Here is a 25,904-nt window from a genome sequence, read left to right as displayed (position 1 = left end):
GGTTATTTTCGGATCGCGCCCAGTCTCGCGATCACTTCGTTCGGAATGCCGTAGCGCTGGATGGCGTCGCGATTATTCCGCAAGCCGCAGATCTCCCGTTGGATGAAGAACGCCCAGACGGCGTCGGAGGCCTCATTCAGAAGCCTTTCGCGCTCGTCGGCGCTCTTTCGGTCGGCAGACCAGGCTTTCAGGGCGGCGAGGGCGGCTTCGACCTTCAGCCCGTGACGGCCGAGTGAATCGGCGCGTTCCGACATCAGCTCGTATTCGAGGACGTTGAAACCGTTCTTATCCTGCTGGGATGGTCTGAAGGACTGCGGCGGACGAACGCTCATTGGCGCGGATTCCCTTTGGCGTAAGCCACGATATTATCCAATCCGGACCGAAATCAAGAAGCACCACCTGATCCCGCCGCGAAAGCCGCACATGCTTTTCTCGGCGGGAAACGGGCTATCCTGCCGTTTCAACGCATGGCATAAGGGCGCCAAAATTTCCTTCCCCTGGCCCGGCGTACACCATGATTCGTATCGAAAATATCAGCAAGCAGCTCAGCCACCGCATCCTCTTCATCGAAGCCTCGGCTGCACTCAACAGGGGCGAGAAGATCGGCCTCGTCGGCCCGAACGGCGCCGGCAAGACGACGATCTTCAGGATGGTCAACGGTGAAGAGCAGCCCGATGAAGGCCAGGTCTCCTGCGAGAAGGGCGTTACCATCGGCTACTTCAACCAGGATGTTGGCGAGATGGCGGGCCATAGCGCCGTCGCCGAGGTGATGAATGGCGCCGGCCCCGTCAGCATCGTTGCCGGCGAACTGCGGGAACTCGAGGCCGCCATGGCCGATCCCGAAAGGGCCGGCGACATGGAGGACATCATCGAGCGTTACGGCGAGGCGCAGGCCCGATACGAGGAGCTTGACGGCTATGCGCTCGAGGGTCGCGCCCGGGAAGTGCTGGCGGGCCTCAGCTTCAGCCAGGAGATGATGGACGGCGATGTCGGCGCGCTGTCGGGCGGCTGGAAGATGCGCGTGGCGCTTGCCCGCATCCTGCTCATGCGCCCCGACGTCATGCTGCTCGACGAGCCGAGCAACCATCTGGATCTGGAAAGCCTGATCTGGCTCGAAGAATTCCTCAAGGGTTATGAGGGCGCGCTGCTGATGACCTCGCACGACCGCGAGTTCATGAACCGCATCGTCACCAAGATCATCGAGATCGATGGTGGCGCCTTGACGACCTACTCCGGCGACTACGAATTCTACGAGCAGCAGCGGGCGCAGAACGAAAAGCAGCAGCAGGCCCAGTTTGAACGCCAGCAGGCGATGCTGGCCAAGGAAATCAAGTTCATCGAGCGGTTCAAGGCGCGGGCCTCGCATGCCTCGCAGGTGCAGAGCCGCGTGAAAAAGCTGGAGAAGATCGACCGGGTGGAACCGCCGAAGCGCCGCCAGTCGGTTGCCTTCGAATTCCAGCAGGCCCCGCGCTCGGGCGAAGACGTGGTCAACCTCAAGAACGTCCACAAGAAATACGGCAGCCGAACCATCTATGAAGGCCTGGATTTCATGGTGCGGCGGCGCGAGCGCTGGTGCATCATGGGCATCAACGGCGCCGGCAAGTCGACGCTCCTGAAGCTGGTGACCGGCACCGCCGAGCCCGATCAGGGCAGCGTCGCTCTCGGCGCCAGCGTCAAGATGGGTTATTTCGCCCAGCACGCCATGGACATTCTCGACGGCGAGCGCACCGTCTTCCAGTCGCTGGAAGACCGGTTTCCCCAGGCGGGGCAGGGACCATTGCGCGCGCTTGCCGGATGTTTCGGCTTTTCCGGCGACGATGTCGAAAAGCGATGCCGGGTCCTGTCGGGCGGCGAGAAGGCCCGCCTGGTCATGGCGATGATGCTGTTCGATCCGCCGAACCTGCTGGTGCTCGACGAGCCGACCAACCATCTCGACCTCGACACTAAGGAGATGTTGATCAAAGCGCTCTCGCAATATGAGGGCACCATGCTGTTCGTCTCGCACGACCGGCATTTCCTGGCGGCTCTCTCCAACCGGGTGCTGGAGCTGACGCCTGAAGGCATCCACCAATATGGTGGCGGCTACACCGAATATGTGGCGCGCACCGGCCATGAGGCGCCCGGCCTGCGGAGCTGACGGTTTTTTCGCGGCGTCATGTCGAAACCGTTAGGGTCGAAACGACCAGCACAGGCCGATCGAAGATATCAGTTGAACGGTTGAAGCAACGGCGGAGAATTGCCCATGCAGCTGGACGGGATCGAGGTCATCACTTTGTTCGTCGATAATATCGACGATGCCAGGTCGTTCTATCAAAGGGTCTTTGCATCAGAGGTCGTCTATCAGGATGCAGTCAGCGCCGTTCTGAAGTTCTCGGGGGTGATGGTCAATCTGCTGGAAGCCACGCAAGCGCCACAACTGGTGGAGCCATTGGCAGTGGCTGCGCCCGCTTCCGGGGTGCGCGTCCTACTGACCATCAAGGTCGATGATGTCGATGCGGTCTGCGCGGAGCTGGAGAGACTTGGGGTAAAGCTCCTCAACGGCCCGGTCGATCGTCCATGGGGGCGCCGCACCGCGGCCTTTGCGGATCCCTCGGGCCATGTCTGGGAAGTCGCGCAGGAATTGGGCTAGCCGCAAGCCGGTTCGCGGGGCGAAGAGCCAGCTTCGGCCGATATTGCGGCCGCCCGCCACGAAGATGACCAAATTCCGTGGTGTTCGAGACCCTCTTCAGACAATCGGGCGGGCGCATCGGCATGGACTGGATCAATCGTTACATCGATCAGCCGTTATTGAACGGCGCGGCAGGTTTGCTGCGGAGTTGGCACATCCGCACGCGCCAGCCGCCGGAACTGCTGGAGCCGACGTGGAATCTTGCCGTGCTCTCGCTCCTGCTGATCGCGAGCGGACAGGTCATGGCCGGCAAGCCTTTCGCGCTCAGCGTTGTCGCTTTGGTCATGCTGGCGCTGCCTTCGGCACGCAAGCTGCTTTCGGTGGTCAAGGCGGGGAAAAATGTCTACGGCGCCCGGGAATACAAATCGCTGAGAGCGCGCGCGGTCACCAAACGCGATGCGGAGTGGTCGGTGCGGATCATTGTCCTGTTCGCAGCCGCTTGCCTTCCCTTCGTCACCCGCATCGACGACCCGGTAGGAGCCTCCTTCATGCTGGGGGCGAGCGTCTGGTTCGTGCTGACCGGTCCGCTCAAGGCCTATCTCGATGCCGCCGAGCCTCCGGAGCCGAATGAAGGCGACCGGATGTATAGCGGCGCCTTTCATTTCGGCTGAACAAAAGCCGGTGCGGCGCTTCCTGTGCCGGTCGTGAGGCGGGCAGGGAACCAAAAGTGGGCGGTCTCCGTTATTAGCGCAGCAACGTAAGAGGAGATCGCGATGCTTTATTACGCTTTGGTATTTCTCGTTGTGGCCTTGATTGCCGGCGTCCTCGGATTTGGCGGCATCGCTGGGGCTTCAGCTTCGATTGCCCAGGTTCTGTTCTTCATTTTCCTGGTGCTCTTCGTCGTCTCGATCGTCATGCGCCTGATGCGCAGAGTATAGTGCCGACGGAACACGTATAAAAACCCGGCGAAACGCATTCGCCGGGTTTTTCTTTTATTGAAGATTGCCGTTCCGATCCCGATCCGCCGTTGCGAAATCGGCCATCACCCGCTGCATGAACTCGCTCTTGCTGATCCGGCCGTCGCGGTTCGTATCCGTCAAGGTGAATTGCTCGACGGTCAGGATCTGCGCCGTCTCGCCGGCCTGCAGGCTGCCGTCCTTGTTCTTGTCGAGATTTCCGAAAGCCGTGCCCATGAAGGTTTCATATTCGGAACGATCGACCGTCTTGCTGGAATTGACGTCGAGCCGGTCCATCTGCCCCTGATACATGGAGGCGGGTTGCTGAGATGCGGGCTGCTGGGCGAGCGCGCCGGCATATTGGCACAGTATGATTGCCGTCACCAAAGCCAAGGTTTTCATTGCTCCATCCTCCTCAATTATCGGCAAGCCAGGCGATTGCCCACGAAACCGCCGCCGGCGATCCCGCCGCCGACGGCGAGGACTTGGCCGGTGCCGGCGCCAATCGTGCTGCCGATCAGGCCGCCGACAATCGCGCCGCCGACGGTGCCGGCAATACAGCCGAATTCGGAATTCTTGTCAGCGACGGCCTGTGACGTCGTCCCCGATTGACAGGCTGAAATGGCTAGGCTTCCCGCCAGCATGATGCTTGTGCATATGCGCATTTTTCCCTCCCGATGAACTATACGCCGCCATCTCCAATAGAGATCGGCTGGCGTGCTGTTGTCCGGCCCCGGCAAAAATTGTCTTCTGGGTATGGGTCTCGAATTTCAGGCGGCGTTTCTGTCAAAGCGAAAACAGAACGCCGGAGGAACATGTAGAAATTCTGCGGCAATGCCGGAAAATGCCCTTTGGCTCTCCATGCCTGCGCCTCTGCAGGAAGAAAGCTTCAGAATACTACAGCTATACATGCGAGGTGGCAACCTGTGCGATCATTGGCGACAGTATCGGGCTGGCATGCGCAGGTCGGGCCGGATGCCGGCTGTGATCGAGATCGTGCCTTTTTTGCAACCATTCCGGACAACATCGTGAAATGGCGCGGGCTGCGGCATGGTGCCTTCGAAATGTCCTAAAGGGCGTCGAACCGTAGTCCTGTTGTCGCTTGCGCCCCTCCCATGCGCTTTCACATGCGGTGCGGAAATGGCGTCGGTTTTGGGATCGTTTTGCGGTTCCGTCCGTTATCTGGTGTCGGGCAGCCGGGTATATGCTCCCGTCACGATTTGAGAAGGAGAGACTTATGAATAAAACTCTTGCGACGGCGTTTGCCGCGGTATCATTGATCTTTGTCGGCGCGGGGGCGGCCAGCGCTGCCGACCTCGTCACCAAGACATATGAAGAGCCGGACCTGCGCAATGGCGTAAAGATCGGCTATCTCACCTGCGATATCGGCGGCGGCACGGGTTATGTGCTCGGTTCATCCAAGGAAGCCGATTGCATCTTTCAGTCGACCGTCGGCAATGAGCTTCTTGATCGCTATACCGGCGAAGTGAGAAAGCTTGGCATCGACCTCGGCTTCACAACGCGCAGCCGCCTGATCTGGGCGGTGTTCGCGCCGACGGCGGGCTATCATCGCGGATCGCTTGCCGGCCTTTATGTCGGCGCCACTGCCGAAGCGACGCTTGGCGCCGGCCTCGGCGCCAATCTTCTGATCGGCGGCACCTCGGGCTCAATCCATCTGCAGACGGTCAGCCTGACCGGCCAGCTCGGCCTCAACGTTGCCGCCGGCAGCGCATCGATGACGCTGACCCCGACGAACTGACGGTTTTTGACGCGCCCCGCCGGACCCCGGCGGGGTGTCACCTCATCGAAAGCCGGATCACGACGCGATGGATATTCGAATGGCGAGGCCCGACGAGGATGAGATCCTTGTAGGTCATTATCTGAAGATCTGGGACAGCTATGGGACGCCGCCGGAGCATTATAGGCCCGATGCGGCGGCTCGAATATTATCCTTCATCAGAAACGGCCGGGAGGAGCGACGGCTCGCCTCGTTTTTTGCCATCGTCGATGGTGAAATCGCTGGTTCCGCATCCTGCCAGCTGCACCAGTCGCCGTTTCCCGAAGTCATCCAGCCAGAACAGCGGCTGCTCGGTTATATCTGGTCCGTCTATGTTATGGACGCCTTCCGTCGGCGCGGCATCGCACTTGCGCTGACCAACAAGGCTGTCGACCACCTGAAATCGATCGGCTGCACGACGGCTGTCATCCACGCCTCGGATGCCGGCGAACCTGTCTACCAGGCCGTTGGTTTCGAACTGGCGAAGGAAATGCGCCTGAAGCTTGTGGCGGATCAGGAAGGCTTCTAAAGCGCGCCGAGGAAGCCGATGACGCGGCTCCATGTCCGTTCAGCGGACTCGGCATCGTAGTCGGGCAGCGTCGGATCGGTGTAGAGATGGCCGACGCCGGGATATTTGAATATCTCTGCTGACATGCCCGAGCGCGCCGCTGCCACTTGCCAGGCGGCAACCTCGTCGGCGGGCGCGAAGCGATCCGGATCGGCAAGATGGACCTGGGCAGGCAGGCGGCTGCGCACATTGACTGGAATCCCCCCGACAGCGTGAAGCAGCAGCACACCTGCCGTCAGCGGCCGCATCGGCCAGAGATGGGCTGTGATGCCGACGCCCATCGAAAATCCGCCGAGCACGGCCGAGGCCGGCAGCGCTGCAGTCGCTTTTTCCGCCCGTTCGCAAAGAGTGGGCCAGCCGATCGCTTCCTTCAGCTCGAAGCCCTCGTCGATCGACCGGGCGACCTTGCCCTCGTAGAGATCGGGGGTGAACACTTCATGTCCAGCCGCTCGCAGCCGCTCCGCCGATTCCCGTTCAAGGGAGCGAAGTCCGTAAACCGAATGGAACAGGACCACTGTAGCCATTGATGGGCTCCTCCTATGCTCGGGCTCGGTCCAGCGCCAGTCGCTGGTCCTATGTTTTCGGCCGACCGGGCGCGGTAAATGCGGCGATCGTCGCTTCGTCATGACCGGCCTCGCGCAGGAAGCGGCTGGCAAATTCGATTGCGGGGCTTCGAAGCGCATCGTCCGGACGGATCAGGTGGAAGGCCACGTGGTGGTCGAGCGTGCGCTCCGACACCGCGACGATGCGCCCGGCGGCCATCGCCGCATCCGACAGCGGCGGGCGGGCGAGCGCGATGCCGAGTCCCTGCGCGCAAGCGTCGATCACCAGATTGTAGTCTTCGAAACGCCGGTCCTGGCCGCGCGGGATATAGTCGACACCCTCGCGGGAGAGCCAGCGGCGCCACCCTTCGATATTGGAATCATGCAGGATCGGCATATCGAGCAGCGAGAGAGCATCCGATCGCCGTCCGAGCCGGTCCGCCACGGCAGGGGCGGCGATCGGGAAGGATTTCTCCTGCCAGAGCGGCAGGGCGCGCACGCCGGCCCATGGTCCCTTGCCGCAGCGAATGGCGAGATCCGTGCCTTCGCCGAAATCGGCCAGCCGGTGTTCGAGCGTCAGTTCGACGTGTAGCTCGTTTCCTTCGAGCTTCGGCAGGCGCTGAAACAGCCATAGCGAAGCGACCGACGGCGTTACGGACAGGCGCACCACCGCCTTGCTGGGTCGGGGCAACCAGCGTTCGCCGGTGTTGCCGAGCAGAGAGAGCGCTTCCTCGGCGCGCGCGAAAAACCGCATGCCCTCCGGCGTCAGGCGGACGCCACGGGCTTCGCGTGCAAACAGGCGCACGCCCATCCAGCGTTCCAGCCGCGAGACCTGCCGCGACACAGCGCCATGGGTGATGCCGCTCTCCTCGGCCGCGGCCGAAAACGATCCGAGCCGTGCGGCGCGGGCAAAGGTCTCGAGCGTATCGAGCGGTGGAAGCACGGGCGAGCTGTGAACCATACGCACATTTGATCATCGATTGCGATGCTTTTCAAGCACGCATCGAAGGCTTAATTCATGGTCGCAACGGATAGATGGAGGCGAAAATGAGCATGGCGGCAAGCACACCGGTTTCGGCGAAACAACAAGGCACGTTCGATTTTGTGGCCTTCGCGGCGATCGTCGTCACCATCCTCTTCTGGGCTTCTTCCTTCGTGGTGATCCGCATCTGCCTTGGGCCGCTGACGCCGATCGAACTGGCGACGGCGCGTTATGTGGCGGCTGGCGTCCTTGCCCTCGTCTACCTCGCCATCTACCGGCCGATGCCGGAAAAACGCGATTTCCTTCGCCTCTCCGTTGCCGCCGTGCTCTTCATTGCAGCTTATGCGGTGCTGTTGAACACTGGCGAACAGACGGTTGCGGCGGGGCCGGCAAGCTTCATCATCAACACCATGCCCGTCTTCACCGCGCTCATTGCGACATTCGCGCTCGGCGAGCGCTTCGGCCGCTGGGGCTGGGCGGGCACCGCGGTTTCCTTCGGCGGTGTGGCGCTGATTGCCGTCGCATCCGACGGCGGCTTCAAGCTTGATCCGAACGCCGTGCTGATTCTCGGCGCCGCACTCTGCTCGGCGATCGCCAGCGTGCTGCAGAAGCCGCTGCTTGGCCGGATGCCGGCGCTTGCCGTCACCGCCTGGATCCTGCTGATCGGCTCCGTGCCGCTCTTCCCAGCCGTCCCGGCGACGGTCCGGGCGCTGGCGGCGGCACCTGAAGAAGTGAACTGGGGTGTCGCCTACCTCGTCATCTTCCCGACAGCGATCGGCTATCTTACCTGGGCCATCGCATTGAAGCGGCTGTCGGCTGCGCGGGCTTCGAATTTCCTCTACGGCGTCCCACCGGTCGCAACACTGATCGGCTTCGTCTGGCTCGGCGAGGTGCCGACAGTGCTGGGTGCCTTCGGCGGGGTCATGGCGATCCTCGGCGTGGTCGTCGTCAACGTGATGCGGAAACGGTAGCCGCACCTGACGCGGCGGCGCGCCACATTCGCCGTATTGAAGCCGGCCACCGACAAATAAGCATTGCGTCGTCCTTCGCTTTCTTTCAAAACGAAAGCAGATCGAAAGGGGCGCCTATGTTCTTGACCGACCGACAAACTGAAATCGTGGCGATTGCGAAATCGAGCGGCAGGGTTCTGGTCGAGGAGCTCGCCGCCCGTTTTTCGGTGACGCCGCAGACGATCCGCAAGGATCTGAACGATCTCTGCGATGCGCAGGTGCTGACGCGCATCCATGGCGGCGCGACATTCCCGAGTGGGACCGAGAACGTCAAATACGAGGCGCGCCGCCAGATTGCCGCCTCCGAGAAGCAGGCGATCGGCCTTGCGGCAGTCGAGCTGATCCCAAGCGGAGCCTCGCTCTTCATCAATATCGGCACGACAACCGAGGCGGTGGGAGAGGCGCTCGCCAATCATCACGAGCTGATGGTGATTACCAATAATATCAACGTTGCCAATAGGTTGCGCCTGTTCCCGGCGATCGAGGTGGTGATCGCCGGCGGGGTCGTGCGCGGTTCTGACGGCGGCATCGTCGGCGAAGCGGCCGTCGATTTCATCCGCCAGTTCAAGGTCGACTACGCCGTGATCGGCGCGTCTGCGATCGATATCGACGGGGCGCTGCTCGACTACGATTTTCGCGAGGTGAAAGTCGCCCAGGCGATTATCGCCAATGCCCGGCATGTCATCCTTGTTGCCGATTCGACGAAGTTCGAACGCACCGCGCCGGTCAGGATCGGCCAGCTTTCCCAGGTTCATACCTTCATCACTGATCACTGTCCGCTGCCGTCGATCCGCAATCTGTGTCTCGAAAACAATGTGAAACTGATCGAAACCAGTGGCAGATCACGTTAGGCACTCGGTGCCTTAGCGCTTCATTTTCAGGCATTCCTGGGAACGCCGCTGGCCATTTTCTTCCGAAAACGCTTCCCGGATCGATCTGCGAAAACATTCGTTTGACATTCGGATTTCTTTCGTTTTAACTGATGTCACTTTCGCAATTGCGCAAATTTTGTGCGATGCGAAATCCGCAGCAGGCTCGGAGGGGAAGTTGGGCCCGGAAATTCACGACATATTCGTCATCGGCGGCGGCATCAACGGCTGCGGGATTGCGCGCGATGCCGTAGGTCGCGGCTATTCGGTGGCGCTGGCGGAGATGAACGATTTTGCCTCGGGCACCTCGTCGGGCGCCACCAAGCTCATCCATGGCGGCCTGCGTTATCTCGAGCACTACGAATTCCGCCTGGTGCGCGAATCGCTGATGGAGCGCGAAATCCTCTGGGCGATGGCGCCGCACATCATTTGGCCGCTGCGCTTCGTGCTGCCCTATCATAAGGGCGGCATTCGCCCGGCCTGGCTGATCCGGCTCGGCCTCTTCCTTTACGATCATCTCGGCGGTCGCAAGCTTCTGCCGGCGACATCCGTGCTCGACATGCGCAAAGACGTGGCCGGCAAGCCGTTGAAGGCGTTGTTTACGCGGGCTTTCGAATATTCCGACGGCTGGGTCGACGACGCCCGTATGGTGGTGCTGAACGCCCGCGATGCCGCCGACAAGGGGGCGACCATCCTGCCGCGCACCAAGGTGGTGTCGGCCAGGCGGGAAAATGGCCTCTGGCACATCGAAACCATCGATACGGTCACCGGCCGCAATGGCAGCCATCGCGCCCGCATGTTGGTCAACGCCGCCGGCCCTTGGGTCGACCACGTCATCCGCTCGGCCTTCGGGCAGAACGAGGCCCGCCATGTCCGCCTCGTCCAGGGCAGCCATATCATCGTGAAGAAGAAGTTCGACGATCCCAGAGCCTACTTCTTCCAGAATCCCGACAACCGCATCATCTTCGCCATCCCGTACGAGGGCGATTTCACCCTGATCGGCACCACCGACCGCGATTACACTGCCGATCCCCGGGATGTCCGGATTTCCGAGGAAGAGACCGTCTATCTCTGCAATGCCGCGTCGGAATATTTCAAGGAGCCGGTCAGGCCCGAGGATATCGTCTGGACCTATTCGGCGGTCAGGCCGCTTTACGACGATGGCGCCTCGAAGGCCCAGGAAGCGACGCGCGATTATGTGCTGAAAATCGAGGGTGAGGGCGAGGCCGCGCCACTGCTCAACGTCTTCGGCGGCAAGCTCACCACCTATCGCCGGCTTTCCGAACATGCGCTGGAGAAAATCGGTGCTGCGATCGGCGTCAAGGGCGCGCCCTGGACGGCCAGGAGCCATCTGCCGGGAGGCGACTTCCCGGCAAAGGGTTATGACGCCGAGGTTACCAAATTGAAGCGGCGTTATCCGTTCCTCGCCGATACGCATGCGCGCCGGCTGGTGCGCCGCTACGGCACCAGGGCCGAAGTGCTGCTCGGCGATGCCCGCGGCCCCGAGGATCTCGGACGGCTGTTCGGCGGCGATCTTTACGAGGCCGAGGTGACATACCTGGTCGAACATGAATGGGCCCGGCACGCCGATGACGTGCTGTGGAGGAGAACGAAGGATGGTCTGCGCCTTTCGAAGGAGCAGGCACAGTCACTGGAGGAGTACATGGCTGCCAGACCGGCGATGGCCGGATAAGCCATGTGATCCCCGCTGCGTGGAGGCACGGGAACAGGAATGCTGGAACTGCGAAACGCCGCCAAGATGGTGGGGGCGGACTATCACATCTATCCGACCGATCTGGTCCTCGAGCGGGGCACGCTGAACGTCCTGCTCGGGCCAACGCTGTCGGGCAAGACGTCGCTGATGCGGCTGATGGCCGGGCTCGACCGTCCGACTGCCGGCTCCATCCATTTCGATGGCGCCGATGTCACCGGCATGCCGGTGCAGAAGCGCAACGTCGCCATGGTCTACCAGCAGTTCATCAACTATCCGGCGCTGACCGTTTATGAGAACATCGCCTCGCCGATGCGCATATCGGGCAAGGATGCCGCCACGATCGACCGCGAGGTGCGCAAGGCAGCCGAGCTTCTGAAGCTTACGCCCTATCTCGATCGCACGCCGCTCAACCTGTCCGGCGGCCAGCAGCAGCGCACCGCGCTTGCCCGCGCACTCGTCAAGAATGCCAGCCTTGTTTTGATGGACGAGCCGCTCGCCAATCTCGATTACAAGCTGCGTGAAGAGCTGCGGCAGGAATTGCCGCGTATCTTCGCCCAGTCCGGCGCGATCTTCGTCTATGCCACGACGGAACCCTCCGAAGCCTTGTTGCTTGGTGGCAATACGGCAGCGCTCAACGAGGGCCGGATCACGCAGTTCGGCCCGACGATCGAGGTCTATCGCAACCCGCTCGATCTAACGACGGCGAAAACCTTTGCCGATCCGCCGCTGAATTTTATTGATCTCATCAAATCGGAAGGCAATTTCCTGCACGAGGGCGCTGTGATTTTTGCCGTGCCGCTGCATCTTCAGAACGTGCCGGACGGGCCGGCAACGATAGCGTTTCACCCGCATCATCTTGCACCAACCGCCCAGACGGCGGATTCGGCGCGGCTGACAGCACGGACACAGATTTCGGAGATCACGGGGTCGGAAAGCTTCTTGCATCTGCAATTTGCCGACACCCGCTGGGTGATGCTTGCCCACGGCATCCACAATATCGACCCGGACACGGACATTTCCGTTTTCATCGATACGCGCCACCTGATGGCGTTCGGCGCGGACGGCCGGGCGATCACCACCGCCAGGCAGAGGGGCTAGGAGAAGATCATGGCACGTATCACCCTCGATCATATCAGACATGCCTATGGGCCGAACCCGAAGAGCGAGAAGGACTACGCTCTCAAGGAAGTGCACCACGAGTGGAACGATGGCGGCGCCTATGCGCTGCTCGGACCTTCAGGCTGCGGAAAGACCTCGCTGCTCAATATCATTTCCGGCCTTATTCAGCCGTCCGAAGGGCGAATTCTTTTCGACGGACAGGATGTGACAAACCTGCCGACGCAGCAACGAAATATTGCGCAGGTATTCCAGTTTCCGGTGATCTACGACACGATGACCGTCTATGACAATCTGGCTTTCCCCTTGCGCAACCGCGGAGTGGCGGAGCCTGATGTTGATCGTCGTGTCCGTGAAATATTGGAGATGATCGATCTTGCAGGCTGGGCCAAGCGTCGCGCCCGCGGTTTGACGGCGGACCAAAAGCAGAAGATTTCGCTCGGCCGTGGCCTCGTGCGCTCGGATGTGAACGCGATTCTCTTCGACGAGCCGCTCACTGTTATCGATCCGCATATGAAATGGGTGCTGCGATCGCAGCTGAAGCGGCTGCATAAGCAGTTCGGTTTTACGATGGTCTATGTCACGCATGACCAGACGGAGGCGCTGACCTTCGCCGACAAAGTCGTGGTCATGTACGACGGCGAGATTGTGCAGATCGGCACGCCGGCCGAGCTCTTTGAGCGTCCGAGCCATACCTTCGTCGGCTACTTCATCGGTTCTCCGGGCATGAACTTCATGCCGGCCAAGGTGGAAGGCCGCACGGTTCGGGTCGGCGAGCATACCCTGACGCTCGACTATGCGCCAAAGACTTCGGCAGCGGCCAAGGTAGAGCTTGGAATCCGGCCCGAGTTTGTTCGGGTCGGCCGCGAGGGCATGCCCGTGACCGTCAGCAAGGTGGAAGATATCGGCCGGCAGAAGATCGTCCGCGCGCAGTTTGCCGGCCAGCCGATCGCGATCGTCGTCCCCGAGGACGGGGAAATTCCGGCTGATCCCCGGGTGACCTTCGAGCCATCGGGTATCAGCATCTATGCCGACTCTTGGCGCGCCGGACCGGAGGCTTGATCATGGAAAAAACCTGGAACAACAAAGCGTGGTTTCTGGTCCTGCCGGTCCTCGTGCTCGTGGCATTCTCGGCCGTCATTCCCTTGATGACGGTTGTGAACTATTCCGTTCAGGACACGTTCGGAAACAACCAGTTCTTCTGGAACGGAACGGATTGGTTTACCCAAATCCTGCATTCCGACCGTTTCTGGGCCGCCCTGCAGCGAAATCTGATTTTTTCGTTGATCATTCTCGCTCTTGAGATCCCGCTCGGTATCTTCATTGCGCTCAACATGCCGAAATCGGGCATCGGCGTGCCGGTGTGCCTGGTTCTGATGGCGCTGCCACTGCTGGTTCCGTGGAACGTTGTCGGCACGATCTGGCAGGTGTTCGGCCGCAACGACATTGGTTTGTTCGGCTATTACATCAATGCCATCGGTATCGACTACAACTATGTGCAGGATCCGCTCGACGCCTGGGTGACGATCATCATCATGGACGTCTGGCACTGGACGAGCTTGGTCGTCTTGCTCTGCTATGCAGGCCTCGTTTCCATTCCAGATGCTTTCTATCAGGCAGCCAAGATCGATGGTGCGTCTCGTTGGGCTGTGTTCCGCTATATCCAGCTGCCAAAGATGAAGCGCGTTCTTCTGATCGCCGTGCTGCTGCGCTTCATGGATAGTTTCATGATCTACACAGAGCCTTTTGTCGTCACGGGTGGCGGTCCGGGCAACTCGACCACTTTCCTGTCGATCGATCTGGTCAAGACCGCCCTCGGACAGTTTGACCTCGGTCCGGCCGCTGCCATGTCGCTGGTCTATTTCCTGATCATCCTGCTGCTTTCGTGGGTGTTCTACACCGTCATGACAAGCCACGACGCGGAGAATTGAAATGAGCGCCTCCAACGAAACGACAGCGAGCCGCAAGATCTCAGGCGTTGCCAGTGTCGCAAGCGGTCTCTCCTCCGATGAAGTCAGCCGTCTGATGCGCCGGCGCGGCGAGGAATCGCGCTGGTGGTGGGTGGTTCCGACGATCTATATCATCGTGCTGCTGCTGCCGATCTATTGGCTCGTCAACATGAGCTTCAAGACCAACGCGGAAATCGTCAATTCTCTGACGCTTTATCCTCATAACCCGACGATCGCCAATTACGTGACGATCTTCACGGAGAAGGCGTGGTATTCCGGCTATATCAATTCAATCACCTATGTCGTGATCAACATGGTGATCTCGGTGGCAGCCGCGCTACCGGCGGCCTACGCCTTCTCCCGTTATCGGTTCCTTGGTGACAAGCACCTTTTCTTCTGGTTGCTGACGAACCGGATGGCGCCGCCGGCCGTCTTTGCCCTGCCGTTCTTCCAGCTCTACTCAGCCTTTGGACTGATCGATACGCACATCGCCGTGGCATTGGCGCATTGCCTCTTTAACGTGCCGCTTGCGGTCTGGATCCTTGAAGGCTTCATGTCCGGCGTGCCGAAGGAAATCGACGAAACGGCCTATATCGATGGCTATTCGTTCCCGCGGTTTTTCCTGAAGATCTTCACGCCGCTGATTGCGAGCGGCATAGGTGTCGCCTGCTTCTTCTGCTTCATGTTCTCCTGGGTCGAGTTGCTGATCGCACGAACGCTGACGACGACCGACGCGAAGCCGATCGCTGCCACCATGACCCGTACCGTCTCTGCATCCGGCATGGATTGGGGCTTGCTTGCCGCCGCGGGTGTTCTGACCCTGATCCCAGGGGCGCTGGTGATCTGGTTTGTGCGCAATTACATCGCCAAGGGCTTCGCCCTGGGGAGGGTTTGATGAGCTTTTCGCTTCCCGATTTTTCATGGATGGCATGGACCTGGCCGACGGCCGCGTTCTTCATCGTTATCGTATTGCTGCTGATCGGCATGGGGGTCTGGGAGTATGCCGTGCCGGGCGGCAACCCGCGGATCGGAATCCTGCGCTTCGAGACGACGCGCGGTGACCGGCTTTTCCTTTCGCTGCTCGGCAGCGCCTTTATCCATCTTGCCTGGCTTGGTCTCGCGGGATCAAGCCTCTGGTGGGCTCTCGCTCTCTCCGTTGTCTACGCCGTCGGCGTATTCCGTTACGTGTGAGGCAAATTGATGCAGATGGCCGGGGGTATTTCTGGCCGCCTGAGACGTGAAGACTGCAATCGCAAAACCCTGGGAGGATATCATGCGAAGGCATTTATTGACGACGACAGCAGCGGTACTGCTGGCCATGACCGGGTCGGCCTATGCCGGCATGGACGAGGCAAAGACTTTCCTGGACAAGGAGATCGGCGACGTGTCGACGCTCTCCCGCGCCGACCAGGAAAAGGAAATGCAATGGTTCGTCGATGCGGCGAAGCCTTTCCAGGGTATGGATATCAAGGTTGTTTCGGAAACCTTGACCACCCACAAGTATGAGTCCGAGGTTCTGGCTCCGGCCTTTACTGCAATTACCGGCATCAAGGTCACGCACGACGTCATTCAAGAGGGTGACGTTGTCGAAAAGATTCAGACACAGATGCAGACCGGGCAGAACCTTTATGACGGCTGGGTCAACGACTCCGACTTGATCGGTACCCACTGGCGCTATCAGCAGGTGCGCAACCTGACCGACTGGATGGCCGGCGAAGGCAAGGACGTTACCAACCCCGGCCTCGATATCGCCGACTTCATCGGCACGAAGTTCACGACCGCGCCGGATAAGAAGCTCTACCAGCTTCCCGACCAGCAGTTCGCCAACCTCTACTGGTTCCGCTACGACTGGTTCAACGACGAGAAGAACAAGGCCGATTTCAAGGCGAAATACGGCTACGATCTCGGCGTTCCGGTCAACTGGTCGGCCTATGAAGACATTGCCGAATTCTTCACCGGCCGTGACGTGAACGGCAAGAAGGTCTTCGGCCACATGGACTACGGCAAGAAGGACCCGTCGCTCGGCTGGCGCTTCACCGACGCCTGGCTTTCGATGGCCGGCAATGGTGACAAGGGCCTGCCGAACGGTCTTCCGGTCGACGAATGGGGTATCAAGGTCGACGAGAAGTCGCGTCCCGTCGGTTCGTGCGTCGCGCGTGGCGGCGATACCAACGGCCCGGCAGCGGTCTATTCGATCCAGAAGTATCTCGATTGGTTGAAGGCATACGCACCGGCGGAAGCTCAGGGCATGACCTTCTCGGAATCCGGTCCGGTGCCGGCACAGGGTAATGTCGCGCAGCAGATCTTCTGGTACACGGCGTTTACCGCAGACATGGTCAAGCCTGGCCTGCCTGTTATGAATGAGGACGGTACGCCGAAATGGCGCATGGCACCGAGCCCGCATGGCGTTTACTGGAAAGACGGCATGAAGCTTGGTTATCAGGACGTCGGCTCGTGGACGCTGATGAAATCGACCCCGACGGACCGCGCGAAAGCCGCATGGCTCTATGCACAGTTCGTCACCTCCAAGACGGTTGACGTGAAGAAGAGCCAGCTCGGTCTCACCTTCATCCGCGAATCCACCATTCGCGACAAGAGCTTTACGGAGCGCGCTCCGAAGCTCGGCGGTCTGATCGAGTTCTATCGTTCGCCGGCCCGCGTTCAGTGGTCGCCGACCGGTACCAACGTTCCCGACTATCCGAAGCTGGCTCAGCTTTGGTGGCAGGCTATCGGTGATGCCGCTGCCGGCGCCAAGACTCCGCAGGAAGCCATGGATTCTCTTTGCGGCGAGCAGGAGAAAGTCATGGGCCGTATCGAGAAATCGGGCGTCCAGGGCGATATCGGTCCGAAACTGGCCGAAGAGCATGACCTCGGTTATTGGAACGCGGATGCGGTGAAGAAGGGCAACCTTGCGCCGCAGCTGAAGATCGAGAAGGAGAAGGAAAAGCCGGTCACTGTCAACTACGACGAACTCGTCAAGAGCTGGCAGTCGAAGTAAGGCGGACCTCGGCCGGAGGCAACGAGGCTTCCGGCCATCACTTCCTGCCACCGGCAGCACGCCGGTGGCACCCACAATCTTTCTCTCATGAAATCTCCGCATCCGCCCTCATCGCCGGGCGGAGCGGTTTCGTGCGAGCCGGAGACGGATATGAGCGGCTATATTCTTTCAATCGACCAGGGCACGACATCGTCGCGCGCAATCATCTTTGATGGCGACATGAAGATGGCCGGCTCGGCGCAGGCGGAGATTACCCAATATTATCCGCAGCCCGGATGGGTGGAGCACGACGCAACCGAGATCTGGCAGTCCGTCGTCGATACGGTGCGCAAGGCGATCGCCGATGCAGGTCTTGATGCCGCCGACATCACCGCGATCGGCATTACCAACCAGCGCGAGACTGTTGTCGTCTGGGATCGCAAGTCCGGCACACCGCTTCACCGCGCGATCGTCTGGCAGGACAGGCGCACGGCCGAAATGTGCGAGAGCCTGAAGGCCGATGGATACGAGAAGCTGTTCAGCGCCAAGACCGGCCTGCTGCTCGACCCCTATTTCTCCGGAACCAAGCTGCGCTGGCTGCTCGACAATGTCGATGGCCTTCGTGAGAAGGCGGAGGCGGGCGATGTCTGTTTCGGTACGATCGACAGCTGGCTGATCTACAATCTGACCGGCGGCCGTGTGCACGCCACCGATGCGACCAATGCGTCGAGAACGCTGCTCTATAATATCGACGACGGCCTATGGGACGAGGAGCTTCTCGGCATTCTTAGAATCCCGGCCGTCATGCTTCCCGAGGTCAGGGAATGCGCCGATCACTTCGGCCGCGTCGACCAGGCGCTGTTCGGTGCGGAGCTTCCCATCCTTGGCGTTGCCGGCGACCAGCAGGCAGCAGCGATGGGCAATGCCTGCTTCGAGCCCGGTATGATGAAATCCACTTATGGCACCGGCTGCTTCGCTTTGTTGAACACCGGCAGGGATCGTGTTTCCTCCTCCAACCGGATGCTGACGACGATTGCCTACCGGCTCGACGGCGAGACGACGTACGCGCTCGAAGGCTCGATCTTCATCGCAGGTGCGGCCGTGCAATGGCTGCGCGACGGTCTCGGCATTATCGGCCAGGCGTCGGAGGCGGGGGTCCTTGCGGCCAAGGCCGATCCCGGACAGCAGGTCTACATCGTTCCTGCTTTCACCGGCCTCGGCGCGCCGTATTGGGATCCGGCCGCGCGCGGCGCAATCTTCGGCTTGACGCGAAACAGCGGGCCGGCGGAATTTGCCCGCGCCGTGCTCGAATCCGTGGCCTACCAGACGCTCGATCTGCTGGTGGCGATGAAGAAGGACTGGGGCGTCAACCAGCTGGAAACGGTGCTGCGCGTCGATGGCGGCATGGCGGCTTCGGACTGGACGATGCAGTGCCTCGCCGACATGACGGGGAATCCCGTCGACCGCTCGGCGATCCGCGAGACGACGGCGCTCGGTGCCGCCTGGCTTGCCGGCTCGAAAGCCGGCATCTGGCCGGGCAGGCGGGAGTTTGCCCAGGCCTGGGCCTGCGACCGCCGCTTCAGCCCTTCGATGGATGAGACCGAGCGGCAGGGCAAGATCATCGGCTGGAAGAATGCTGTATCCAGGATGATTTCGGACGCATCGGCGGGGTAGGGAAGTTTCCCCGAATGACGGTCTCGGCGGCATTTCTCACGTGCCGCCAGTGGCCTTTCTGCTGATGAAGCTCAGGGCGAGTACGGCGAAGATCAACGTTCCCGTGCCGACCTGCTGCCAATAGAAATTCAGATCGGTCAGCAGCAGACCGTTGGCGACGATGCTGAGCAGCAGCGCGCCGAGGACGGTCCCGACGACATTCGGCCGTCCAAGCAGGCTGAGCGTCGTGCCGATGAAGGTCGCGCCGATGGCATTCAGCAGGAAGGCGTTGCCCGAGGAGGGGATGTAGGTGGTGACGGTTGCGGTCAGGATCAGGCCGGCGATCGCAGCGATCAATCCAACCAGAATGAACGTCACCGCGATATGGGCGGGTGCTGCGATGCCGGAATAGCGCACGACGCCCGGCTGAATACCGATCGACAGGATGACGCGGCCAAAACGCGTGCGGGCAAAAACGATCGCGGCGGCTGCTATGACGACGATGGCAGCTGCAAGCGGGACTGGAAAGCCCGCAATCGTGCCGTGGCCGAGGAAACGGAAGGCTTCCGGCACGCCGTTCGGCGGCAGATAGACCGGATTGCCGCCATTGGTCAGCAGCTGCTGAACGCTGCGGCCGATGAACAGCGTGCCGAGTGTGGCAAGGAACGGCGATACGCCGATCCCGGAGATCAAAAGCGCGTTGAAGGCGCCGACGAACGCCCCGGCCGCAAGTCCCGCGAGCGCGGCGACTGCCACCGGCTGCCCGGCGAGGACGAGCGAGACAAAGGCAAAGCTGGCGAAATCCATCGCCGTTCCCACAGAAAGGTCGATGCCGCCTGAGGCGACGGCGAAGGTCATGGCGATGGAAACGATGGCAAGCAGCGTGAAATTGTTGACCAGGATGCTCTGCAGGTTCGCAAGCGTCAGGAATGTCGGCGTTGCCACGGAAAAGACGGCAAACACCGCGACCAGGGCCAGGATCAGCCCATAACGCACCAGGCCACCGGCGATCAGACGTGGCAAGCCGATGGTGGCGGAGGTAGGGGTCTGGAGCGACATGATCAGGTCTCCTGCCGGCGCAGCAGCGTGGTCGCGGAAACGACGATGAGAATGAGCGCGCCCTGGACGCCGCTGACCAGCGTGCTCGAAATGTTCAGCAGTTGGAAACCGTTGGTGAGGAAGCCGACCAGCAGGGCCGAAAGCAGCGTTCCGGTGATGGTCGGCACTAGTCGGCGCGAAAAGACCGAGCCGAGCAGGGCCGTCACAACGACGGGCAGCAGCATCTCGCTGGAGCCGGTCGTGCTGCCGCTCAGATAGGAAACCGACAGGATGCCGGCGATGCCGCCGGAGAGACCGCTGGCGACGAACGCGCCCGCGAGCAGGCGGCGAAGCGGCAGGCCGGCAGCGCGCGCCGCATCCGGAAACTCGCCGACGGCATAGAGATGCAGGCCGAGTGGTGTGTATTGGACGATCGCCGTCGCGATCGCCGTGAAGCCGAGGAGCACATAGGCAAGAACCGGTATGCCGAACGGATCCGAGGCCGAAAGCGCCGACAGGAAGGGTGTCGAGGCCGGCAGGACGGTATTCCCCGTCAGCACCAGTTCCAGGCCGGCGACGACGTTCATGACAGCAAGCGTTGCGAGCAGCGGTACGATGCCGGCATAGACGACGGCAATGGCATTGACCGTACCGATCAGCGCACCGGTCAGGATCGCCGCCGTGATTGCCGTCGCATCGCCATAGCCGAGCTGCGTCAGGCTCGCATAGACTGCGGCGCTGAGGCCCATATTGGCAGCCAGCGACAGGTCGATGCCGCCGGTCACGACATTGGAGCCGCCGGCGATCAGCACGATCGTCAGCCCGATGGCAAGCACACCTGAGATGGCCGATTGGCCGAGCACGTTACCGATATTGCCTATGCTGAGGAAATAGGGCGCGGTCAGCGAGAAGGCGATCAGGATGGCGGCGAATGCAATCAGCGATCCGAAGCGCAATGCCGCAGCCGCGATATTGCCTGCCGGCCGCGGCGGCGGTTCCGCAGCGGAAAGACCCGAAGGCGCAAATTCCACTTCAGCCGACATAGCGCTGTCCTTCGGATGATCCTGTGGATTGGGCCAGCACGGCATCCGCCGTGGTCTCCGACGAGATGAATTCCCGCGCCACGCGGCCGCGGAAGAGCACGATGATCCGATCGGTGATGCCGATGAGTTCGGGCAGATCCGAAGACAGCACGATGACGCCGGCGCCGCGCGCGGCGAGTTCGCCGATCAGCGTATAGATTTCGACCTTGGAGCCGATATCAACGCCGGCCGTCGGTTCGTCGAGGAGATAGACTTCGGAGTGGCGGCTCAGCCACTTAGCGATGGCAATCTTCTGCTGGTTGCCGCCCGAAAGCGTGCGCAGCAAGGCATTCCGTCCATTGGTTTTCACTTGCAGCCGAGCAATCAGCGCATCGACTTCCCGCTGCTCGGCTTTGCGGTCGAGAAAGCCGAAACGCGTGAAGCGGCCGAGGCTGGAAAGACTGGTATTTTCCGTAACGCTGAGGTCGAGCGCGATGCCATGGCGGCGTCGATCTTCCGGCACCAGGGCGATCTCGTGGCCGGCCGCCTGGGTTGGATTGGTGAAACGGGCAGCCTTGCCGCCAATCTGGATGCGCCCCGAAGCCGCGGTCTCCAGGCCGAAGAGAGTGCGGACCAGCTCCTTTGCGCCGGAACCGAGCAGGCCGGTGAGGCCGAGAACCTCGCCGCGGCGGAGTGTGAAACTGACGTCGCTATATTTCCCCGGCGCTGACAGCTGCTCGACCTTAAGGATTTCGTCGCCATGCGTGAGCTCAGGCTTCGGAAACATTTCCTTGATGTCACGCTCGACCATGAGCGTTGCAATCGCTGCGGCCGAGGTCTCCCCGATCGGCAGGGAGGCGACGTCCAGCCCGTTGCGTAGCACGGTGACGTGGTCGCAGAGTTCTTCGATTTCGTTCAGGTAATGCGAGATATAGATGATGGTAACGCCTTCGTCGCGCAGACGACGCATCAGCCGGAAGAGGATATCGGCTTCACGACGCACCAAGGCGGCGGTCGGCTCGTCGAAGACGAGCACCTTCGGCTGATTGAAGAGCGCGCGGGTGATCTGCACGATCTGCTTTTCGGCGGTCGACAGTTCGCCGATCAGAGCGCTGTTCGGTAGCCGGATGCCGAAATAGTCATTGAGGATTTCAGAGGCGCGGCGCTGCATCAGCCGGCGGTCGAGGAAGGGTGTGCCTGATATCCGCGGCTCCCGGCCGAGGAAGAGGGCTTCGCCGACGGTAAACGTCGGCACCAGCAGCCGGTCCTGATGGATGAAGTGGATGCCGAGCTCTTCCGCAAGATGCGGCGTCAGTCTGTCGAATGTCTGCCCTTCGATCTCGATCCGGCCGCCATCCGGCTGATGAAGGCCGGCAAGCAGCTTGATCAGTGTCGACTTGCCGGCACCGTTCTGGCCGACGAGACCGTGAATGGTTCCCCGCCTGACGATCAGCGACGCACCGGCAAGCGCCTGTGCGCCGCCGAAGTGCTTGACGATGCCTTCGAAGCGGATGATGTCGTTGCCTACCGTCACCGGCTGCTTCAACGAAATGGCCGTCATGTCGATCTCTCCGGGCGTGCCGATACCGAGCGATCCTGGCAGGGCCGGATCGCTCGTAAGCCTTTATCAGCCGATACCCAGCTTCTTGGTGATTTCACCAACATTGGTCTTGTTGGCGAGCAGTGCGGGAACATAGGTCTCGCGCGGCAGCGTCTGGCCGGCGAGCAGTTTGGCAACGTTGCGAATGGCGGTGCGGCCGATTTCGGCGGGCTGCTGTGCGACATCGGCGCCGGCCGGCGAATTCGGATCGGCGATGAGCTGGAGCACCTCAGGGCTGCCGTCGACGCCGTAGGTGCGGATCTCGGTCCGCCCCGCAGCCGTCAGAGCCTGGGTTGCGCCAAGCTGGGGGATGTCCCAGGCCGACCAGATCGCCTTGATCGAACCCTTTTCCGGGTACTTGTTGAGGATCGCGGTGATCTGCGTGAAGGCGTCCTGAACGGTGTTGGGGATGACGTCGCGCAGTTCCGGCTGAAGGATTTTCACCTTCGGGAAATATTTGACGACATTGACCAGCTGGTCGTAGCGGATCGCGCAAGGCGTCACGCCGTAGAAACCGTTGAAGACGACGATATTGCCTTCGCCGCCGATATCGGAGACGAGCTGCAGCGCCAGATCCTTGCCGATCCCCCAGTTGTCCGAGGTGGTGTTGTTGATCGAATTGGTCGAGCCGACGTCGACGGTTAGAACCGGAATGCCGGCATCGCGTGCCTTCTTCAGCCAGGGATCGATGACGCTGAGTGTGCCGAGGATCTGAACGATCGCATCCGGCTTCTGGGCGATGAGCGTCTGCAGCTGCGAGACCAGCTTGCCGTCATTGCGTCCGGCATCGACGGCGATCGGCTCGCCGCCGAGACGCTTTACCTCTTCGATCTGGGCATTGTAGGCCTGCAGATCGAAGAAGTGATCGGTACCGGTCGCGCTGATGGCGATGCGCTTGCCCTTGAGCGACAGCTCGTCGGCTGCAAGAACCGGCTTGTTCCCGATCAGCGATGCGCCGGCGACGGCGACCCCGGCGGCGGCAGATAATTTCAGCAGATCCCGTCTTCCAAGACCGCCTTCGGACTTTTCGATGCTCATAACCACTCTCTCCAAATTGACTTATGTCTATAAATTAAGTGGACTAATAGGAATGAGGAGAAATGAATTTCCAAAATGATGATCTTGCGAGGAAAGAGTAGGCGGGGAAATGCGCGTTTCTGGCTGCAGGTTTCCCGCGATAGAAGCGATTTCGGCTGGAGCCAGAAAAACGCGGTGCCATCCTCCCGGCGCCGAGCGTGGACACCCGCGTCGACCGCAATACATCGATCAATCCGCCTTTTGGGATCGCCGGCTCTTTGGCCTCGGGCGGACCGTCGTCACCCCGCGGCTTGCCAAAATCACACCTTTTCTCGCGGCGAGCGGGCCATCAGCCTGGCATAGGCGATGGCCGAAAGCATGTTGACGTGGTTGGCCTTGCCGGTGCCGGCGATATCGAAGGCGGTGCCGTGATCGACCGAGACGCGGTCGATCGGCAGGCCAAGCGAGACGTTGACCGCGGTCTCGAAGGCGACGAGCTTGATCGGGATGTGGCCCTGGTCGTGATACTGGGCGATGACCAGATCGAAGGCGCCGTTATAGGCGCGGGCGAAAACGGTATCGGCAGAGATCGGCCCCACGACGTCGATGCCCTTTGCCTGCGCCTGCTCGACGGCGGGCGCCAGGAACTCCATGTCCTCAGTGCCGAAGAGGCCGTTTTCGCCGCAATGCGGATTGAGGCCGGCAACGGCGATGCGCGCCTTGCGGCCGAGGCGCAGAAAATGCCTGTGGCCGGCTTCGATGGTTGCGAGCACCCGCTCGGTCTTGGCGCGCTCGATCGCGCCCTTCAGCGAGATGTGGGTGGAGACGTGGATGGTGTTCAGCCGCTCGGAGGCCAGCAGCATGAAGGAGCTCTTCGAGCCGGTGAGATGGGCGAGGAGCCCGGTGTGGCCGTCATGGTGATGGCCGGCAAGGTTCATCGCTTCCTTATTGATCGGCGCGGTGACGATGACATCGGCCTGGCCCGACATGGCGAGATCGACGGCGCGGGTGATATAGCGCACCGAGGCGTCACCCGCGACGGGGCTGACCTTGCCGATCTCGGGTAGGGGGGCGCCGAGTGGCACTTCGTCGACGGCGATCCTGTCGTCGGTGGTAGCATCGGCCGGACCGAACCGCAGCCCGGTGCCGCTGACACGGTCGGCGCGCTCCAATGCTTCGACATTGCCGACGATAACGAAATCGCGGCGCTCGTCGCGCGGAAGGGCCGCCAAGGCCTTGACGATCACCTCCGGACCGACGCCGGCGGGATCGCCGAGCGTCACGGCGACTTTCGCATTCCTGTCCATCGATCGAATCCCTTCCGAATTTTTTGCCTAGAAAGCGGCTGCGTAAATCGAGCGAATATCGGCGCGCGTGAGATCGCGCGGATTGTTATCAAGCAGGCGGCGAATGGCAAAGGCGTCGTCAGCCATGGCGTCGAGATCGTTTTCCGGCACACCGAGGCCGGAGAGCTTCATCTCGATGCCGAGGTCGGCGCAGAAAGCATAGGCCGCATCGAAGACGGATGCCGTGTGTTCTGAAGCTTGATAGCCGAGCGCTTCCATCACCGCTTTCGTCTTTTCCGGGGCGGACGGCGTGTTGAAGGCGAGAACATGCGGGAAGATCAGCGCATTGGCGGCACCATGCGCCACGTGCCAGCGCGTGCCGAGGGGGTAGGCGAGGGCATGGCCGCCGGCGGTATTGACCGGGCCGAGACAGAAGCCGCCGTAAAGCGACGCGAGCGAGAGGCCGGCGCGCGCCTCCGCGTCGTTGCCGTCTTTGACAGCGCGGGCGAGATATTTTCCAACCAGCCGCGTTCCCTCGATTGCATAAATATCGACCATCGGATGGGCTTTGCGGTTGGTAAAGGCCTCGACGCAGTGCGCCATCGCATCGACGCCGGTGGCCGCAGTCGTGCGCGCCGGCACGCTGAAGGTCAGGGCCGGATCGATGACGGCGATGTCGGCCAGCATGTGCAGGCTTTCCACCGCAAGCTTTGCCATCGTTGCCGGATCGGTTACCAGCGCACGGATGCCGGCCTCGCTGCCGGTGCCTGAAGTCGTCGGCACCTGGGCAAGCCCCACCTTGCGCGGCCCGTTCACCTTGTTCGGGCCGACGACCTCGTGGAGGGTTTGCGCGGAACCGGCGAGGACGGCGGCAAGCTTTGCCAGATCCATGGCACTGCCGCCGCCAAAACCGACGATCAGCTCGGCATTGGCAGCGTTCGCCGCCGAGAGCACTTTTTCGAGATTGGCCGTATCCGGCTCAGGGGTCACTTCGGAAAAGACCGTAACCTCGCCCTTCAGCTCCAGCACGCCGATGCGAGAGGCATTGAAGGCATCGGAGATGACAAGCGCGCGCCGATAGCCCCTTTCGGCAGCCCATTTGCCAAGCTTTCCCGCTGTGCCGACGCCGAATTCGATCTGATGCGGCCGAACTATCGTGATTGGCGAACCCAAGCTGGCCATGATCCAGTCCTCCCTGCAATATCGTCGCCTTCTTTAAT

26 protein-coding genes and 1 pseudogene are annotated in these 25,904 nt (G+C 61.4%); 16 read left to right on the top strand and 11 right to left on the bottom strand.

Going from position 1 to position 25,904, the window contains the following annotated elements:
- Nucleotides 1-2 precede the first annotated feature (2 nt).
- Nucleotides 3-332, bottom strand: a complete 330-nt coding sequence (locus EFQ99_RS22640) for a DUF6665 family protein (protein WP_126923458.1) — start codon at nucleotides 330-332, stop codon at nucleotides 3-5.
- Between the two features lie 182 nt (nucleotides 333-514).
- Between EFQ99_RS22640 and EFQ99_RS22635 the strand changes: the two genes are divergently transcribed.
- The 4 genes and pseudogenes from EFQ99_RS22635 to EFQ99_RS22620 all read left to right on the top strand — a co-directional run bounded on the left by EFQ99_RS22635 (nucleotide 515) and on the right by EFQ99_RS22620 (nucleotide 3,546).
- Nucleotides 515-2,137, top strand: coding sequence for an ABC-F family ATP-binding cassette domain-containing protein (locus tag EFQ99_RS22635; RefSeq protein WP_126923457.1), 1,623 nt, complete (start codon nucleotides 515-517; stop codon nucleotides 2,135-2,137).
- A 105-nt stretch (nucleotides 2,138-2,242) separates the two neighbouring features.
- Nucleotides 2,243-2,629, top strand: a complete 387-nt coding sequence (locus tag EFQ99_RS22630) for a VOC family protein (RefSeq protein ID WP_126923456.1) — start codon at nucleotides 2,243-2,245, stop codon at nucleotides 2,627-2,629.
- A gap of 64 nt (nucleotides 2,630-2,693) precedes the next feature.
- Nucleotides 2,694-3,279: pseudogene (locus tag EFQ99_RS22625) on the top strand (hypothetical protein).
- A gap of 102 nt (nucleotides 3,280-3,381) precedes the next feature.
- Nucleotides 3,382-3,546: a DUF1328 domain-containing protein gene (locus tag EFQ99_RS22620; RefSeq protein ID WP_085739096.1), complete on the top strand. Its 165-nt coding sequence runs from the start codon at nucleotides 3,382-3,384 to the stop codon at nucleotides 3,544-3,546.
- Between the two features lie 54 nt (nucleotides 3,547-3,600).
- Here EFQ99_RS22620 and EFQ99_RS22615 read toward each other — a convergent pair whose 3' ends face one another.
- Both EFQ99_RS22615 and EFQ99_RS22610 read right to left on the bottom strand, forming a co-directional pair.
- The gene (locus tag EFQ99_RS22615; protein WP_126923455.1) at nucleotides 3,601-3,966 is read right to left on the bottom strand and encodes an EF-hand domain-containing protein; all 366 of its coding nucleotides are present in this window, start codon (nucleotides 3,964-3,966) and stop codon (nucleotides 3,601-3,603) included.
- A 17-nt stretch (nucleotides 3,967-3,983) separates the two neighbouring features.
- Complete coding sequence (locus EFQ99_RS22610; protein WP_126923454.1) at nucleotides 3,984-4,229, bottom strand: glycine zipper 2TM domain-containing protein; 246 nt, start codon at nucleotides 4,227-4,229, stop codon at nucleotides 3,984-3,986.
- Between the two features lie 572 nt (nucleotides 4,230-4,801).
- On the opposite strand from EFQ99_RS22610, the gene EFQ99_RS22605 reads away from it, so the two are divergent.
- Together EFQ99_RS22605 and EFQ99_RS22600 are read left to right on the top strand one after the other, a co-directional pair.
- Complete coding sequence (locus EFQ99_RS22605) at nucleotides 4,802-5,323, top strand: DUF992 domain-containing protein (RefSeq protein WP_126923453.1); 522 nt, start codon at nucleotides 4,802-4,804, stop codon at nucleotides 5,321-5,323.
- Between the two features lie 67 nt (nucleotides 5,324-5,390).
- Nucleotides 5,391-5,870 (top strand): GNAT family N-acetyltransferase, encoded by a 480-nt coding sequence (locus tag EFQ99_RS22600; protein WP_126923452.1) that lies wholly within the window; start codon nucleotides 5,391-5,393, stop codon nucleotides 5,868-5,870.
- Here the strand turns inward: EFQ99_RS22600 and EFQ99_RS22595 are convergent.
- Entirely contained in the window at nucleotides 5,867-6,433 is a 567-nt protein-coding gene (locus tag EFQ99_RS22595) for a dienelactone hydrolase family protein (RefSeq protein WP_126923451.1), read from the bottom strand. The two genes, EFQ99_RS22600 and EFQ99_RS22595, sit on opposite strands and share 4 nt — an antisense overlap.
- Nucleotides 6,434-6,482: 49 nt before the next feature.
- Nucleotides 6,483-7,412, bottom strand: coding sequence for a LysR family transcriptional regulator (locus tag EFQ99_RS22590; RefSeq protein ID WP_126923450.1), 930 nt, complete (start codon nucleotides 7,410-7,412; stop codon nucleotides 6,483-6,485).
- Between the two features lie 74 nt (nucleotides 7,413-7,486).
- Between EFQ99_RS22590 and EFQ99_RS22585 the strand changes: the two genes are divergently transcribed.
- From EFQ99_RS22585 to glpK, 10 genes are all read left to right on the top strand, one after another.
- On the top strand, nucleotides 7,487-8,404 hold the full coding sequence (locus EFQ99_RS22585; protein WP_126923449.1) for a DMT family transporter: 918 nt from the start codon (nucleotides 7,487-7,489) through the stop codon (nucleotides 8,402-8,404).
- Nucleotides 8,405-8,520: 116 nt separating this feature from the next.
- Nucleotides 8,521-9,294 carry a DeoR/GlpR family DNA-binding transcription regulator gene (locus EFQ99_RS22580; RefSeq protein ID WP_126923448.1) on the top strand — a complete coding sequence of 258 codons (774 nt, stop codon included), beginning with the start codon at nucleotides 8,521-8,523 and terminating at the stop codon, nucleotides 9,292-9,294.
- 196 nt (nucleotides 9,295-9,490) lie between these two features.
- Complete coding sequence (glpD, locus tag EFQ99_RS22575) at nucleotides 9,491-11,005, top strand: glycerol-3-phosphate dehydrogenase (protein WP_126923447.1); 1,515 nt, start codon at nucleotides 9,491-9,493, stop codon at nucleotides 11,003-11,005.
- 39 nt (nucleotides 11,006-11,044) lie between these two features.
- Complete coding sequence (locus tag EFQ99_RS22570) at nucleotides 11,045-12,124, top strand: ABC transporter ATP-binding protein (protein WP_126923446.1); 1,080 nt, start codon at nucleotides 11,045-11,047, stop codon at nucleotides 12,122-12,124.
- A 9-nt stretch (nucleotides 12,125-12,133) separates the two neighbouring features.
- A complete protein-coding gene (locus EFQ99_RS22565; RefSeq protein ID WP_126923445.1) occupies nucleotides 12,134-13,204 on the top strand; it encodes an ABC transporter ATP-binding protein in 1,071 nt (356 codons plus the stop codon).
- A 2-nt stretch (nucleotides 13,205-13,206) separates the two neighbouring features.
- A complete protein-coding gene (locus EFQ99_RS22560) occupies nucleotides 13,207-14,073 on the top strand; it encodes a carbohydrate ABC transporter permease (RefSeq protein WP_126923444.1) in 867 nt (288 codons plus the stop codon).
- A 1-nt stretch (nucleotide 14,074) separates the two neighbouring features.
- Nucleotides 14,075-14,986 (top strand): carbohydrate ABC transporter permease, encoded by a 912-nt coding sequence (locus EFQ99_RS22555; RefSeq protein ID WP_126923443.1) that lies wholly within the window; start codon nucleotides 14,075-14,077, stop codon nucleotides 14,984-14,986.
- A complete protein-coding gene (locus tag EFQ99_RS22550) occupies nucleotides 14,986-15,282 on the top strand; it encodes a DUF2160 domain-containing protein (RefSeq protein WP_003595821.1) in 297 nt (98 codons plus the stop codon). The genes EFQ99_RS22555 and EFQ99_RS22550 overlap by 1 nt, the downstream gene beginning before the upstream one ends.
- An 82-nt stretch (nucleotides 15,283-15,364) precedes the next feature.
- Complete coding sequence (locus EFQ99_RS22545; RefSeq protein ID WP_126923442.1) at nucleotides 15,365-17,089, top strand: ABC transporter substrate-binding protein; 1,725 nt, start codon at nucleotides 15,365-15,367, stop codon at nucleotides 17,087-17,089.
- 150 nt (nucleotides 17,090-17,239) lie between these two features.
- Complete coding sequence (gene glpK / locus EFQ99_RS22540; RefSeq protein ID WP_126923441.1) at nucleotides 17,240-18,742, top strand: glycerol kinase GlpK; 1,503 nt, start codon at nucleotides 17,240-17,242, stop codon at nucleotides 18,740-18,742.
- A 36-nt stretch (nucleotides 18,743-18,778) separates the two neighbouring features.
- Here the strand turns inward: glpK and EFQ99_RS22535 are convergent, their stop codons facing one another.
- From EFQ99_RS22535 to EFQ99_RS22510, 6 genes are all read right to left on the bottom strand, one after another.
- Nucleotides 18,779-19,780, bottom strand: a complete 1,002-nt coding sequence (locus EFQ99_RS22535; protein ID WP_126923440.1) for an ABC transporter permease — start codon at nucleotides 19,778-19,780, stop codon at nucleotides 18,779-18,781.
- 2 nt (nucleotides 19,781-19,782) lie between these two features.
- Complete coding sequence (locus EFQ99_RS22530; protein ID WP_126923439.1) at nucleotides 19,783-20,802, bottom strand: ABC transporter permease; 1,020 nt, start codon at nucleotides 20,800-20,802, stop codon at nucleotides 19,783-19,785.
- Nucleotides 20,792-22,342: a sugar ABC transporter ATP-binding protein gene (locus EFQ99_RS22525; protein WP_126923438.1), complete on the bottom strand. Its 1,551-nt coding sequence runs from the start codon at nucleotides 22,340-22,342 to the stop codon at nucleotides 20,792-20,794. The genes EFQ99_RS22530 and EFQ99_RS22525 overlap by 11 nt, the downstream gene beginning before the upstream one ends.
- Nucleotides 22,343-22,408: 66 nt before the next feature.
- Nucleotides 22,409-23,419, bottom strand: coding sequence for a sugar ABC transporter substrate-binding protein (locus EFQ99_RS22520; protein ID WP_126923437.1), 1,011 nt, complete (start codon nucleotides 23,417-23,419; stop codon nucleotides 22,409-22,411).
- 299 nt (nucleotides 23,420-23,718) lie between these two features.
- Entirely contained in the window at nucleotides 23,719-24,705 is a 987-nt protein-coding gene (gene pdxA / locus EFQ99_RS22515) for a 4-hydroxythreonine-4-phosphate dehydrogenase PdxA (protein ID WP_126923436.1), read from the bottom strand.
- A 27-nt stretch (nucleotides 24,706-24,732) separates the two neighbouring features.
- Complete coding sequence (locus EFQ99_RS22510; protein WP_126923435.1) at nucleotides 24,733-25,866, bottom strand: iron-containing alcohol dehydrogenase; 1,134 nt, start codon at nucleotides 25,864-25,866, stop codon at nucleotides 24,733-24,735.
- Nucleotides 25,867-25,904: the final 38 nt, after the last annotated feature.

It is taken from the genome of Rhizobium vallis (genome assembly GCF_003985155.1).
GTDB lineage: Bacteria > Pseudomonadota > Alphaproteobacteria > Rhizobiales > Rhizobiaceae > Rhizobium > Rhizobium vallis.
The sequence above is the reverse complement of the archived record's forward strand: the minus strand, read 5'-3'. Positions and strand labels throughout refer to the sequence as shown.